Here is a 13,161-nt window from a genome sequence, read left to right as displayed (position 1 = left end):
ATTCCACACACCATCAGAAGCACTCGACGAAGTGTTGCGATGACCGCCTGAACCCGCACCGATGTGGGCGCGACTGCGGGAGTTGTCCAGCGCGTCCGGATGTGACGATTATGGACGTCATTGTCGGCGGTGCCGCGAGGCTGGTGTTGCCGGCAAGGTGGTCCGGAGGGGGATAGATGCGGCGTTTCTTGGGTTGGGCGGCGATCTGGTTGGTTGCCCTTGGTGTCGTGGTCGGGTTTTCCTTGTGGGTTGTGTTGCGGGGGTTGGCGCAGCTTGCCAGCGGGCTGGAACCGGAGACTTGGGATGGCAGCGTGGCGTTCACGGTCGACGCCGTGAAGGCATTTTCAGGCGACTACAGCACAGGTGGTCGGTATTCCGGGACGAGCTACGACCTGAGCAGCGAACCCGGCAGTGCGACACCGACGTTGGCGCTGGACGGCGAGGTGGACCGACGTCTGCACATGACCAGGACAGACGGCGAGCTGGGAGCTCTGCGAGTCGGCGATCGTGTGTGGTGCACGGTGAAAGTCACCAAAGGCGGTTTCGGTCAGGGCGCCGACCAAGCTCACGGCCATCCAGACGTGCGCATCAGCGACTGTCACCAATGAGCGGAAAGGTGCCCGAGCACTAGTCAAGGTCGTAGCGATCAGGGAAGCCGTAGCCGCGATCGTAGTTGTCCCACTCCAACACGATCCTTGCAGGCGGCACTGCGAGATGTAGGACATCACGGAAGACGTTGACGACTAGGTTCGCGACGTTGTGACAGCCCTTCAAGTCAGCCTGCCAGTTGATGGAACGTTCCCAGAATGTGGTGTCGGGGTCCAGGATCCATCCTTCGGCGATCAGTTGTGGTTGAGCAACCTGCGGTACGCCGAATCGGGGCCCGGAGAAGTCGGGATCGGTGATCTCTACGACCAGCCGTCCCTCCCAATGGGATTCCAGCTTCCCCTGCGCGAGAGCAATCTGCGCACAGAGGCGCTCGTGGCTGTCTTTGATCCAGACAAAGTTGTGGACTGTCAAACTGGACAGCTCATAGGCCAGCGTGGTCGCAAACCACTGCCAAACCTCGGTTCCAGCATTCGTAACTACCGGCACCGACTAGGTCGGCTGCGTACGTTCGTACAGCGTCGGGTGGGCGATGTCCTCAACTAGCCGCCTATTGCGCTGACCGACAATGGCCCAGCGTGGGAATCGGAAGATCAACGAGCAGAACGCCGTACGACCGCCCGCCAGCGCGCGTACATGCCGATGAGCGTGCCGGTGGGGATTGCGCCGGTGAACGGAAAAGTCTGTATGTGGGAACGTGTCCTGGCTATCCAATGTTGCAGGAGGTGTCCGGATGGAGTCGGTTCTCGCGGAAATTGTTGCGGCGGCCGAGGTGTTGCTGCATGGGCGGCCTGAGTTGATCGACTATGTGCGCCAGTGCGCCGCCGGTCTGCCCGGGGAAGATCTCGATATTCCCGCCTCGGAGTGGGAGTCCCTGGCGCGCCACGAACTGAACCAGTCGTTGACCGAGCCGACTCCGTTCGATGACGGACCAGCGCTCGCCGCACACCTTGATCACAACTGTGATCCCGAGTACCTGCAGCGTGCACTCCAGGGCCTGAGTTCACACCCGGAATCGCTGGAATGGCAATGGGTTCCGGATTTCGTAGCACCGCTGAGTGAAGCCGGATGGAGGGACGGGGAGATCGCCGAGAAGCTCTTACAGGAGATCGGTGATCGATGCTTGCGAATTGGCGCCGCTCTGGTTGGACTCACCGAACTCAGATCGGCCGACGCCAGCGACATGCTCGAACTACTGTTCATCGACGCGGAGGCCGTAGACCGGCTCGACGCTATGTCTGCGGCGATCGGCCGCCGCGTGGAGCTGTGGCGCAACCGCTAGAACGAGCGTGACGCCTTACCGGCCACTGGGCAACGCACGTTAGCCGCTTCCCGCGCGGTGGCCGGAGCTACCTAGCTGAAGATCAACGGCCCCAGGGTGACGGTCGAGGTCGGTGCGGGCGCGGCCGTAACGCATGGTGTGCGTGGGTCGGTGTGGCGGGCGGCGATCTGAACGTCCCGTAGATCGCCGCTGACCCGCCCCGATGCCCACCGTAGTGAAGAGCTCCGGTGCCCCGCAGGGTCACAGCCGGAATCCGATGCTGACCCGGGTGATAACCGGTTGCGGTTCGCGGTCCTGATCCAGACAGCTCAACATTTCACGGACGGCTAAGACGCCCAGCCCGCGATAGACCGCCGCGCAGGAATCGACCTCGGACTGTTCGATGACGCGGACCACCACTCGCGCCGCGACCGGATCAGCGCGGCGGCGGGTTGGGTCGTGGGTGCCCGTGCCCGCCAGCTCGGCCAAAGCGCCCTCGGCGAGGGCGTCGCCGAGTTCCCTGTCCTGGCAAGGCGCGCAGGCGAACTCGACCGATGAGGATTCGCCGTCGGGGATCGGCTCGAAATCCAATACGGCGTAGCCCCAGTCGGGTGTGCAATTGCCCGGCGACTTCCGGGAGCGCACCGCGACTCCGCGTACCGGTCGCGCCAGCGGAATCGTCATGTCGCGAGGATACGAGGTTGCCGATGATCGAAGCGATCTCGAGTGTTACCCGTCCAGTTGAGCAGGTCAGTATCCGGCGTCGTCCATGGCAGCGCGGATCGCCTGGCACAATCGGAGACTCAACGACTCGCGCTCGATCAGCGAATCAGCTTCGGCGAGAAGCGCTTCCGCTTGGGGTGGGCAGGTCCCTGGCGGGATGTTCGTCGTCGAGTTCTTTCAATCCCATGGCGGTCCACAGGATCGCTACACCGCGGCTGTGATCGTGAGGCAGGTGGCGGATGTGGTACCAGGCGTGGAATGTCAGCGAGATCGAACTCGGTTTGAGGCTGATCGTCAGCCGGTGTATCCCCATTGGCAGTCGGTGTAGAGGTCCACGGACGTTGCGGATTCGCTGACCAACACCCAGCACGGATCGGTGGGTGAATCCGCTCTGGCGTAAAGCATCATCGAGGTCGAGAGCCCGCAATCGAACCCGAAGGGCTGCCAACGCACGGTGTCAGCGCAAGTGGCGGCCCGCTGGCCGTAATCGGCGGGCATGACGACGGGATGCTCATCGAGCCACGACGCTGACGCGCTGAACCGGCCGACGTATTCGTATCGAGGGTCGCCCATCCACCCGGCACCGGTACAGCGATCCTCTGCTCGCTTCAGCCGGAATTGTTCCGGGACAACGAATCTGAAGTATTCCGTCAACTGTTTCCGCGCTTGCCCATCAGTCAGCGACCCGCACGTCGGATCCGACGGAGCACTTCTTGGAGTGAGCCACTCAACCACCACCAAGCCCAGCATCACCGTAACCGCTAAACCCCCGGTCACCATCAACCTTCCGCACCAACCGGGGGTGCGCCGAATCCCCATTGTCCTCCGCCATCCTCTGCAGCCCTTGCAGCACAACCGATCCGCTCAAACGATAGCGATCGCTACCGACTACTGAGCGTCGTCGGACACAGCCGGGCGGACGCACCATACCGCCGATAAGCATGCAGTCGACGATGTTCGCACTGTGCTGCCAGATACCGCACTGAGCGATCCGAGTGTGTTCGGGCTGGACGCACAATCAGGCCGCCTATAGCTCACCGACCGATCGGCTGGCCACACCTCAGATAGTCAGAACTTGGACACGGCCACAACCTCAACGTCCTGACCCGCACCGAATGTCGTGTGTCGTCAGGGGTGTGCTGCGCGGCGAATTCAAGGCATACGAGATCCTGGCCGATAGATTCGAGCCTCGATTCCGGCCGTGCAGGCAAGGGTGGAGAATCGATCGAGGTCCTCCGTCAAGAGAAATCCGAGGTTGAAACCGTCTGCGTCGATCCCGATCCCGATCAGTGCCACACCGAGTTCCAGACACTTCTCGGACAACGGGCGGAGGAACTGTTCGAGGTCTTCCGGGTCCCAATCACTTCCATCGGTCCACTCGTACCATCCCCAGGTCAGTGCCTGTGGGCAGGTAGGCAGCTCTTCAAGGTACGAACGAATCTCGAGGGGGTGTGACTTCCAATCGCAATAGACGAGCCGGTTTCTGTACAAGGTGTCGGTGAGTACGCCTTCGGGAGACAGCCAATCAGGATCAGTGTCGGCGATAACCTCCGCCAGTGCCTCATGCGCCTCGTGGATGCCAGGTGCGAACAGTTCAATCAGATCGGACAGTGCTGCCCGCTCCATCTCCCCAAAACCCATGGCCGGGAATCTATCCCTACACACTGCCATGCCGCTTACAAGGTTGTTCGGTTCGGCACCGGTGGACCGACACTGTCACGGGCGATCTCCCTGGAAATTTACCCATGTTCCTTGGGTTGGGCGTCAGCGACAAGGTCGGGGAGTTGTCAGCGAGGGGGAGTGGACAAAATTCCGCAGTGAGTACTCCTTGGTCTTCACTGGCGCATGTCCGAAACGGTCAAACCCGGTCGTCGCCAGGCGCGACGAGCGACCCGCACAACGACTGAGCCCCTCACCAGCCCTCGAGCGCTACTCGCGCTTGACGGTGGCACTGTTCTGGATCTGAGATCGCCCAGAAGACTTGCAAGACAAGGCATCTCGCAATCGGCTACCGGGAGTTCCCGGTCTCTGAGGTGTGGCTTCCAGGAGGTTTGCCCGAGGCTGTTGGCGTCCGTAATGTGTGCCACCCCAACGGATGAAGGAGTGGCCCTGTGACAGCGGACAACCCCCGAGAGACCGCGCGTATGGCTGTGTTGAATGTCGAGGCTCAGCACGCCCGGGTTGTGGAGGCGCTCGATGAGCTGGATCGGTTGCGTGACATCGCTGAGCGGGCGACATTCGCCGATCTTGTCGAGCCGGAGTGGGATCTCGTTCAGAAGTACGAACCGCTGACGGGGCTGTCGGCTGTCGCGCAGGTTGAGTCACGCCGGATTATCAAAAGTGGGCTCTACCGGCGTATGAACCTCTAGCTGGTCAGGGTGTGCCGGCGGATTCGTTCAGTGGCTGATTCCGCCGGTCTTCCTCATCGATTGATAACCATCCGTTCTGGGTCTATCCCGTATTGATCTTTCCCCCGACTGCACATCACGCCCTAACCTGCGCATATGGCAATTCAATTGGACGGAGATGGTCATGCATAGGTTGTTGGTTCTGTACCCGAAGCCTGCCGACCCTGACCACTTCCGCGACTACTACGTGACCAAACACCTGCCGTTGGTGAGGGAGATGCCCGGCTTGCTTGGGTGTCGCTACAGCTTCGATGTGGCGGCGGCCGGCGGAGAAGCGCCGTATTTCGCGGTCTTCGAGGCCGACTTCGCGGATGCCGCCGCCCTGGCCGCGTCTCGGGCGTCGGAGCAGGGCCAGCGGGCGGCCGCCGATGTCGCCGACTACGCCACCGGCGGTGTGGTCGTCATCGACTATCCGATGCAGGACGCTGCTGGCTGAGGCCGGAGTCGGGGCGGACCGTGCCGGTGAGGATGGCGGTCAGGCCGGCGGTGAAGCGGCGGTCGCGTTCGCCGGTCATGATCGAGATGGTGTCGCCGGTGGGGTTGGCTCGCGGGAGGTGGGTGGTGAGGGTTGCGACCAGTTCCTCCCATTCGCCTGCTCGCTCGAGTTCCAGGTAGGCCTGCTCCTCGATCACGAATCCCGTTGTGTAGGAACGCAGAGCGGATTGGACGTCGCCTGCGCGGAAGGGTGGTTGGACCACGCCCTGGAGTAGCCGCATCAGGGTGCTCGACAGTTTCAGGGTGGCCGCGAAGGGGGAGTAGGAGCCTGCCACGATGCGGCCGCCGTCGCGGAAGTTCAGCATGGCCGCGCGCATGCGTTCGCAGCAGGTGATCACCTGGGCGACGGTCGGGTGGTCGGTGTCGATGTCGGTCAGGTCGATGGTGGCGTAGACGGCATCGGACATGGCGCGCTGCAGGTCTCGCCGATCCTTCAGATGCTTGTAGAGCGCGCCGGGGGTCACCTCGGCGGCGCTCGCCAGCCGACGCATGGTGAGCGCGTCCAATCCGTTCGCCGCCACGTACTCGTGGGCGATCTCCACCAGTCGATCCCGATTCAATCCGCGTTTGACCATCGGTGCAGAGCCTAATAGCCTCGGCGTGGTGAACAATGTTTACCACGCCGAGGTTGTCATTGCCGGTGCCGGACCGACCGGTCTGATGCTGGCCTGCGAATTGCGAGCCGCCGGAGTCGAAGTGATCGTGGTCGACGCGCTGGCGCGGCGGACCGGCCGGTCGCGCGCGGGTGGCATCAATGCCCGCACGATGGAGATCCTCGATCAGCGCGGTCTGGTGGAGCGACTGCTGCCGCACGGGTTCGTGTACCAGGGCCAAGGGCCTGGCCACTTCGCCGGACTGCCCATGATTTTCGGTGATCTGGGCACCCGCCACCCCAATGGACTCGTCATCACGCAGGCCGAGTTCGAGACCCAACTCGACAGGTACGCAACCGAACTGGGCGCGCCCGTGCAGTGGGATTCACCGGTCGTCGGGCTCACGCAGGACGCCGACGGAGTCGAGGTGAGCCTCGGCGGCGTCGAACCCCGCACACTGCGCGCCGCCTATCTGGTCGGCTGCGACGGCGGCCGCAGCAACGTTCGCAAGCTCGCGGGCATCGGCTTCACCGGCACCGACGCGACCATGCTCGGCATGATCGCCGATGTCGAACTCGCCGACCCGCCACAGGGTTGGGTCCTGACTCGCCGCCGCGGCCCCGGCGATTTCTCGGTACTTCCCTTGCGGCCCGGCTGGTTCCGCCTCATGGTCAACCGCCATGATCGTGTCCTCGACCACTCGACGGAACCCACCTTCGACGACTTCCGCACCTCTTTCCGTGAGGTCGCCGGGACCGACTACGGCATGCACAGCCCCCGCTGGGTCTCCCAATTCGGCGATGCCGCACGCCTCGCCGACCAATACCGACGCGGCCGGGTCTTCCTGGCGGGCGACGCTGCGCATATCCACTTCCCGGCCGGCGGCCAGGGCCTCAACACCGGCGTGCAGGATGCCGTCAACCTCGGCTGGAAACTCGCCGCCGTCTTACTCGCCCACACCCCCGAATCCCTGCTGGACACTTACGAATCCGAACGCCGCCCCGTCGCCGCTCGGGTATTGCAGAACACCCGAGCCCAAACCGCCTTGATGCGCCCCGGCCCGCACACCGAAGCGCTCCGCGAAACCCTCTCGGGCCTCTTCGATATCGATCAGGTTCGTCACCGCCTGGCCGCCATGCTTTCGGCCCTCGACCTCCGCTACGACGTCGGCCACGACCACCCTCTGTCCGGCCACCGGGTTCCCGACGCCGACCTGACCGTGCCGGCCGGTGCCACCCGAGTCCACGAGCTACTCCGCCCCTCACGTCCGGTCCTGTTGTCGCTGAACGGAACCCGCCTCCCGCTCGCAGCCCGGCCGGACCAGCTCGCCCTCGTCGCCGCGCGCTGTGAGGCTGCCCGCTGGACCGTCCCCGGTCTCGGCGAGATCCCACCCCGGCCGCCGTCCTGATCCGCCCCGACGGCCACGTGGCCTGGGCCTGCGACAACCCTTGCACCCCAGGGCTGGACCGGGCACTGACGGCCTGGGTCGGTTCCTCCGGCCACTGACAGGACCTTGCGGTATGTTCGCCACCGAGTTCGACTTGATCCACCGGGGGACGACATGACTGTGCAGGAATACGACGAAATCGATCTGGTCGCGGTGGCGCCGGACGGGCGCATGGTGCTCAATATGCGCGAGGACCGCATCTCGGCCGAGGTCGATCCGGCGGTGCTGCGCGAGGACTTTCGCCGCAAGCTGGCGGCCTACGTGCACGCCATTCGATCGGGGCACGCGCGCGAACTCGCAGCGCGGTCGGGACATTCCGAGATCACCGGTTATCGCATCGAGCTGTCGAGCTGGGAGCAACCCGACCCCGAGGTGATGGTGTTGCTCGAATCGGTCGGCAGCGCCGTGCCCGAGTTCCCCGTCACGGGCGGTTGGATCGATCTGGGCAATGTCAGCCTGGAGGTCGTCGAGAACGCGCTGGTCACCGCGGTGACCGAGAGCGTGCCGCCGGGATGGAAATCGTTGCGGCTGTGGGTCGTCGCGGTCGGGGAATTCGGCTACGGGCAGATCGAAGCAAAATACGGCCTGCTGAAGACGAAGCAGTTCGAAGTCGACGAGAACCTGTGGGCGTTCCTCACCGAGCACAAGCGCCGGTCCTACGACGAACACACCGGCGCCTGGCTGAGCGGTCAGATCCTGGTCGACCGCAGCGGCACCCACGTCAACTTCCGCAAAAACGATGTCGCCGGGAAGTTTCCGGTCATCGATCCGGCCGAGTGGCGTCGTGAATTCGAGCTCTACCCGCGTGCGGCCGGGCAGATCCCGGAGGCCATTCAGAATGCGGACGGCTCCACCCTGATGCTGCGACCCATCCTGGCCGACGGCCCGGTACGCAGCACCCAAGCCAAGCCCGAATCCGAGGACGAGACCCTCGAAACCGACATGCTGAAGGTCGTCATGCCGCTGCTCCCGCGCGGCTGGACCTTCGTCATGGTCTGGTTCTCCATGGTCGGCGCCGAGGGCCATGCGGGTATCTCGGTCATGATCGATGAGAAGACCGTGCAGAACCTGAATCCGCCGCAGGAGCTGCTGGGCGTCCTGACGGCCTCCAAGGAAACCGCCTACGATCCGATCCGCGGCACCTGGTTCAGCGGCAAACTCGAATTCCGCCCCGACGCCACGTACCGCTCGACGTTCTCCAATTCCGAAACCCCCGAATGGGTTCCGGCCCCCACCATCGAGGAATACCGCCGCGAGTTCGCGAGCTATCCGCGCGACCCGGCCGAGATTCCCGCCCACATCCGCGACCTGCTGTCCTGACGGCGAGACTCAGCGCAGATGAAAGCGGAAGAAGTTGCCCAGGCCCTGCCGCTTCCAATCGCGGACCATGCCCAGGGTCGGTAGCCAGAACGGTTCGGGCAGCGGGATATTCCAGGGTCCGGGCCGGGTGAGACCGAAACGCTCGGCCCGGCGCAGCAGCGGCAGGATCGGGAAGTCCGGCTGATAGTCGTCGCCTAGGCGGCCAACCCCGAGCAATTCGCTGATGAGCCGCGACATCTGCACGGGGGAGCGGGTGATGCCCCGGATGTCCGGGTGCGCGCGCTGCCACTCGACGGCGGCGTCCTCGGAGGCGAAGAAGCTGTTGTAGTCGCACCAGCCGACCACGCGATGAGGCATGTCGCGCAACGGATATCCCAGATGCACGCGCAGGGTCGCGGGCGAATAGTCGACCAGGACGCCGTCCCGACCGACCAGCCGGACGGGCTCCCCGGTCTGTCGGCACACCGAATCGACGACCACCTCCGCGCCCGGGAACTGACCGGAGATTGCGCACGCCTCGACCGCGCATTCCGCGAACCAGCGCTGCTCTCCGTCGACACTCACCCGATAGTGATTCGGGAAGGTCGCGAACGGGCGCGCATAAACCAGCTCACCCAGCGGCGGCTGCGGCGCGGCCAGCGATTCATCCTGAAACGTAGGACTTTCGGCATGCTCTGCGTCCTGGCAGGCCACGCAGATCGCGCCCTCGAGCGCGCGCAGATCGGCGGCGAGTTCGGGCTCCGACAGCGCGAACTCGTCGCGCAGCTCGGAGATTGCGGGCGCGGTACCCCGTAGCCGCACCTGATCCATGATCCGGTGGCGGATGGCACGGGCGCGTTCGGAGAGCTCGGCCATGACGGCCTCCCTGGAATCGAAGGGCTATTGCTCCGCGGCCAGCAGGAACACTCGTTCGAGCTGCCGCACGGTCTGCTCGGCACGATCGGGATCGTTGCCGGTGATGGCATCGACCAGCTCGCGTTGCAGGGGAAGGGATTTCCTGGCGATGTCGTGTTGCCAAGCGGCCTGGGTCAGATCACGCGAGGTAGCGGTGTCGAGGTGGTGGTAAAGCTCGGCGAGCAGCGAATTGCCGGTGGCGGCGGTCATGCCGTGGAACAGGGCGATCGCGGCAGGCAACCACTCGTCGACCGTTTTCGCCTGTGCGGTGGCCTGTTCCAGATTCTCGAGCAGCGCGCGCAGCTGCCGAGCATGGGCGGGGGTGCAGCGCTGCGCGGCCAAGCGCACGGTGTGCAGTTCGAGCATGGCGCGGATCTCCAGCACATCCCGCAGGTCGGCCTGCTCGATACGTTCGAGCAGCGCGAATTCCAGTGCGCTGTCGGAGCGAACGTAGGTGCCGTCCCCGGCGCGCGCCTCGAGCATGCGAGTGTGCACCAGGGACCGCAGCGCCTCGCGCACCGTGCTGCGGCTGACACCGAGCATCGCCATCAGCTCGGGTTCCGCGGGGATCTTGGTGCCGACCGGCCAATCGCCCGCGACGATCCGGGTCCGCAGCTCATCGGCGATCTGCTGCGAAAGGGTCGCATTGCGAACGGGTTTGGCCAGTTCGGCCACGTCGGACCTCCGGGTTGGTGGGGTGCGATTGCCGCTACGTTCCTGCCGCTATGCGCCGCGCGCCCGGCAGATGAACAGCCCGTGGAAACCTACCTCGCACGATGCCCCCGCGAAGGTCAGGCGCGGCCCGAACGTCCCCTGCTCATTGGCCACCTGAGCGAAATCGGGATTGCCGCCGGGCAGCGTGAACGGCTGACTGAAGTCGTAGGAAGGATGTGAGCCGCCCGCGTCCCAGAGCCGTTGCGGCGCGGGCACACTGATCGGCAGTCCGCCGCCGATCGGGAGCGACCCGACGCCAACCATCTGCCAGCCATCGCAACCGACGATGCCATCGGGGGTGATGGCACAGTTCTTGCCCTCGTGATCGAAATAGACCGAGCCGGGCGGGGCGGCCTGCGCGGTGGCGGTGGCCAGCGGGAATGCCATGACGGCGGTGATTCCGGCGATAAGTACAGCAGTGGAACGCTTCATGTCGTCACTCCTGGGTCGCAGGTAGCTGATTGATTGCTATCAGAACTCACGATCATGCAAACGTCAGACGTTTGTCAACGCGATGTGAGCGGTGACACAGGCGAGGGATACCGGGCGGAAACGGCGATGCCCACCCGGTTCGGGAACCGGGTGGGCATCGTGATCGCTGATCAGTGCGGCGCGACCGTCAGGTCATAGACAGCCAGGTCACCGAACTTCTGAGTGCTGCTGTAGTGCGAGGTCACCCAGTCGAGGATCTGCTTGTTACCCGCGGGCCGCCACAGGCCCTGGTTCGGGTCGGCAGGCTTGGCCGGGTCGGAATTCGCGGGCTTCGGATCGGTCCGCCACGTGTCGGGCAGATGGATCTCCGGGACGAGGTAGTAGCTGATCTCGTGTTTGCTGACCATGTCCTGGAACTGCGGCAAGGTCGGCACCGGGTCGGCGGAGGTGAACCCGCCGATGGCGAGCACCGATGTGCGGCTGGCCAATTCGAGGTTCGCGGCGGGCGAGGACCGATCGATGGCCGCCGACCAGCGCGTGTTGGTGGTCTTCAGCAGCGCGACCAGCTCCGGATCGGTCTGGCCGCCGAAGAGCATCTCGAGCTGCTTGCGGAACGGGTTGGGCGCCTCGTCCTTCTTCTTCGGGCGCGGCGGACCGACCACCGGGCTGCCGCCGATGTGCGCCTGCGGCAGCGTGGCGGCGGCGTAGGCGGTCGAACCGGCCAGGCCCGCAATCACACCCACCACCAGCAGCAGGGTGGTCGCGCGGGCGCGCAGCCGTTCCCATCGCGCGGCGGGCGGCAGGGCCAGCGCCAGCAGACCGGCCGCCGACACGACCACGAGCGCGAGAATGGTCCAGCGCAGCCACGGCTGCCATTCGCTATTGCGTTGCAGCAGCACGAAACCCCAGATCCCCGCGGCGAGAATCAGCGCTGCGCCACCGATGCGGCCGAACGCCTCGGCCCGGCGACGCCACGCCTCGTAGGCACCCAGCGCGAAGCATCCGGCGATCGCGGGCGCGATGGCCAGCGTGTAGTACGCGTGCATGCCCGACTTCATCGCCGCGAACAGCACGCCGTCGATGACCAGCCACAGTCCGAACACCAAGGCCGCACCGCGAATCAGATCGGTGCGCGGCCGCCGCCCGCGCGACACCAGCACCAGCACGAATGCGAGCAGCGCCGCGGGCAGCAACCAGGAGATCTCGAATCCGATCTCACCGGTGAATAATCGGTCGGGGCCGTTGCCGAACCCGCCGGGCCCGAAGGCGCCCTGCCGCACGGACTCCGGAACCTGATAGCCCTCCGGCATGCCGAACGGGTTACCCGGACTGCCGCCCATGTGGTTCTTGCCCAGGTAACGGGCGAAACCGTTGTAGCCCAGCACCAGATCCATGAAGGTGTTGTCCTTGGATCCGGCCAGATACGGGCGGGAGTCGGCGGGCCACAGGATGGTGAGCACCACGAACCAGCCGGAGGAGACGATCAACGCCACCAGCGCCGACAGCGAGTGCAGTAGCCGGTTGCGCAGCGTCGTCGGCGCGACGATCAGGTAGGCCAGTCCGAGGGCGGGCAGCACCATCAGACCCTCGAGCATCTTGGCCAGGAAAGCGAAGCCCAGGGCGACACCGGCCAGCGAGATCCACAGCAGGCTGGCCCGGGCCAGCGCGCGCACCGTGCAGTACGCGGCCGCGGTCATCAGCAGCACCATCGCGGCATCCGGATTGTTGAACCGGAACATCAACGCCACCACGGGAGTCACCGCGAGCACGACGCCCGCCAGCAATCCGGCCCCGCGGCTCAGCGTCACCCGCGTGGCCGCCCCGTACATCAACGCCACCGCGCCGACCGCCATGATTGCCTGCGGTGCAAGCATGCTCGCGCTGCTGAATCCGAACAGCTGCCCGGAGACGCCCATCACCCATTGCGACACCGGCGGTTTGTCGACGGTGATGAAGTTGCCCGGATCCAGGGATCCGAACAGCACCGCTTTCCAGTTCTGCGATCCGGACCAGGCGGCCGCGGCATAGAAGCTGTTGCCCATCGCATTGACGGTAATGTTCCACAGATAGGCGACGGCGGTGCCCACGAGCAGCAGCGCCAGCGCGATTCGTTCCCAGCGACGCGCAGGTGGAAGGCCGCCGGGGGTCTCGATCGGCGGGGTGGTCGGTTCGGACGGGGCCAACTCGGCAGTGGTCACGCTCACCGCGGGAGTGTGTCTGCCCAGACAGTGAGGACCCTGGCTCCAGCCTGGGAGCTTCCTGTGAACG

Annotated in this window: 14 protein-coding genes and 1 pseudogene; 6 read left to right on the top strand and 9 right to left on the bottom strand. The window is 65.1% G+C overall.

Annotated elements, in window-relative coordinates; genetic code table 11:
• Window positions 1-176 precede the first annotated feature (176 nt).
• Window positions 177-608: a hypothetical protein gene (locus ACYVN4_RS42480; protein ID WP_460729517.1), complete on the top strand. Its 432-nt coding sequence runs from the start codon at window positions 177-179 to the stop codon at window positions 606-608.
• 19 nt (window positions 609-627) lie between these two features.
• Here ACYVN4_RS42480 and ACYVN4_RS42475 read toward each other — a convergent pair whose 3' ends face one another.
• Window positions 628-1,095 carry a TY-Chap domain-containing protein gene (locus tag ACYVN4_RS42475; RefSeq protein ID WP_460729515.1) on the bottom strand — a complete coding sequence of 156 codons (468 nt, stop codon included), beginning with the start codon at window positions 1,093-1,095 and terminating at the stop codon, window positions 628-630.
• A 244-nt stretch (window positions 1,096-1,339) separates the two neighbouring features.
• Here ACYVN4_RS42475 and ACYVN4_RS42470 point away from each other — a divergent pair, with 244 nt between their 5' ends.
• Window positions 1,340-1,888, top strand: a complete 549-nt coding sequence (locus tag ACYVN4_RS42470) for a hypothetical protein (protein ID WP_460729513.1) — start codon at window positions 1,340-1,342, stop codon at window positions 1,886-1,888.
• A 240-nt stretch (window positions 1,889-2,128) separates the two neighbouring features.
• On the opposite strand, the gene ACYVN4_RS42465 is transcribed toward ACYVN4_RS42470, so the two are convergent.
• The 3 genes from ACYVN4_RS42465 to ACYVN4_RS42455 all read right to left on the bottom strand — a co-directional run bounded on the left by ACYVN4_RS42465 (window position 2,129) and on the right by ACYVN4_RS42455 (window position 4,231).
• Entirely contained in the window at window positions 2,129-2,551 is a 423-nt protein-coding gene (locus tag ACYVN4_RS42465) for a hypothetical protein (protein ID WP_460729511.1), read from the bottom strand.
• Between the two features lie 333 nt (window positions 2,552-2,884).
• Window positions 2,885-3,163, bottom strand: coding sequence for a hypothetical protein (locus tag ACYVN4_RS42460; RefSeq protein ID WP_460729509.1), 279 nt, complete (start codon window positions 3,161-3,163; stop codon window positions 2,885-2,887).
• A gap of 579 nt (window positions 3,164-3,742) precedes the next feature.
• Window positions 3,743-4,231 (bottom strand): DUF6630 family protein, encoded by a 489-nt coding sequence (locus tag ACYVN4_RS42455; RefSeq protein WP_460729507.1) that lies wholly within the window; start codon window positions 4,229-4,231, stop codon window positions 3,743-3,745.
• Window positions 4,232-4,701: 470 nt separating this feature from the next.
• Here ACYVN4_RS42455 and ACYVN4_RS42450 point away from each other — a divergent pair, with 470 nt between their 5' ends.
• Together ACYVN4_RS42450 and ACYVN4_RS42445 are read left to right on the top strand one after the other, a co-directional pair.
• Complete coding sequence (locus tag ACYVN4_RS42450; RefSeq protein ID WP_460729505.1) at window positions 4,702-4,959, top strand: hypothetical protein; 258 nt, start codon at window positions 4,702-4,704, stop codon at window positions 4,957-4,959.
• A gap of 163 nt (window positions 4,960-5,122) precedes the next feature.
• Entirely contained in the window at window positions 5,123-5,434 is a 312-nt protein-coding gene (locus ACYVN4_RS42445) for an EthD family reductase (RefSeq protein ID WP_460729503.1), read from the top strand.
• Here ACYVN4_RS42445 and ACYVN4_RS42440 read toward each other — a convergent pair.
• Window positions 5,400-6,068: a TetR/AcrR family transcriptional regulator gene (locus ACYVN4_RS42440; RefSeq protein WP_460729501.1), complete on the bottom strand. Its 669-nt coding sequence runs from the start codon at window positions 6,066-6,068 to the stop codon at window positions 5,400-5,402. The two genes, ACYVN4_RS42445 and ACYVN4_RS42440, sit on opposite strands and share 35 nt — an antisense overlap.
• Window positions 6,069-6,153: 85 nt before the next feature.
• Between ACYVN4_RS42440 and ACYVN4_RS42435 the strand changes: the two are divergent.
• Both ACYVN4_RS42435 and ACYVN4_RS42430 read left to right on the top strand, forming a co-directional pair.
• Window positions 6,154-7,592: pseudogene (locus tag ACYVN4_RS42435) on the top strand (FAD-dependent monooxygenase).
• 55 nt (window positions 7,593-7,647) lie between these two features.
• Entirely contained in the window at window positions 7,648-8,853 is a 1,206-nt protein-coding gene (locus ACYVN4_RS42430) for a hypothetical protein (RefSeq protein ID WP_460729500.1), read from the top strand.
• A 9-nt stretch (window positions 8,854-8,862) separates the two neighbouring features.
• On the opposite strand, the gene ACYVN4_RS42425 is transcribed toward ACYVN4_RS42430, so the two are convergent.
• The 4 genes from ACYVN4_RS42425 to ACYVN4_RS42410 form a co-directional block, all read right to left on the bottom strand.
• A complete protein-coding gene (locus tag ACYVN4_RS42425) occupies window positions 8,863-9,708 on the bottom strand; it encodes an alkylmercury lyase family protein (RefSeq protein ID WP_460729498.1) in 846 nt (281 codons plus the stop codon).
• A 24-nt stretch (window positions 9,709-9,732) separates the two neighbouring features.
• A complete protein-coding gene (locus ACYVN4_RS42420) occupies window positions 9,733-10,422 on the bottom strand; it encodes a FadR/GntR family transcriptional regulator (RefSeq protein ID WP_460729496.1) in 690 nt (229 codons plus the stop codon).
• Window positions 10,423-10,470: 48 nt separating this feature from the next.
• Window positions 10,471-10,893 carry a hypothetical protein gene (locus ACYVN4_RS42415; protein WP_460729494.1) on the bottom strand — a complete coding sequence of 141 codons (423 nt, stop codon included), beginning with the start codon at window positions 10,891-10,893 and terminating at the stop codon, window positions 10,471-10,473.
• 170 nt (window positions 10,894-11,063) lie between these two features.
• Complete coding sequence (locus ACYVN4_RS42410) at window positions 11,064-13,097, bottom strand: ArnT family glycosyltransferase (protein ID WP_460729492.1); 2,034 nt, start codon at window positions 13,095-13,097, stop codon at window positions 11,064-11,066.
• Window positions 13,098-13,161 lie beyond the last annotated feature (64 nt).

This window comes from Nocardia heshunensis, from assembly GCF_054782115.1.
Note: the sequence above shows the minus strand (reverse complement) of the source record. Positions and strands in the feature narration are given on the sequence as shown.

Coding starts and splice junctions, on each gene's coding strand:
- ACYVN4_RS42480 (WP_460729517.1), top strand. CDS start 177: ATGCGGCGTTTCTTGGGTTGGGCGGCGATCTGGTTGGTTGCCCTTGGT.
- ACYVN4_RS42470 (WP_460729513.1), top strand. CDS start 1,340: ATGGAGTCGGTTCTCGCGGAAATTGTTGCGGCGGCCGAGGTGTTGCTG.
- ACYVN4_RS42465 (WP_460729511.1), bottom strand. CDS start 2,551: ATGACGATTCCGCTGGCGCGACCGGTACGCGGAGTCGCGGTGCGCTCC.
- ACYVN4_RS42460 (WP_460729509.1), bottom strand. CDS start 3,163: ATGGGCGACCCTCGATACGAATACGTCGGCCGGTTCAGCGCGTCAGCG.
- ACYVN4_RS42455 (WP_460729507.1), bottom strand. CDS start 4,231: ATGGGTTTTGGGGAGATGGAGCGGGCAGCACTGTCCGATCTGATTGAA.
- ACYVN4_RS42445 (WP_460729503.1), top strand. CDS start 5,123: ATGCATAGGTTGTTGGTTCTGTACCCGAAGCCTGCCGACCCTGACCAC.
- ACYVN4_RS42440 (WP_460729501.1), bottom strand. CDS start 6,068: ATGGTCAAACGCGGATTGAATCGGGATCGACTGGTGGAGATCGCCCAC.
- ACYVN4_RS42430 (WP_460729500.1), top strand. CDS start 7,648: ATGACTGTGCAGGAATACGACGAAATCGATCTGGTCGCGGTGGCGCCG.
- ACYVN4_RS42425 (WP_460729498.1), bottom strand. CDS start 9,708: ATGGCCGAGCTCTCCGAACGCGCCCGTGCCATCCGCCACCGGATCATG.
- ACYVN4_RS42415 (WP_460729494.1), bottom strand. CDS start 10,893: ATGAAGCGTTCCACTGCTGTACTTATCGCCGGAATCACCGCCGTCATG.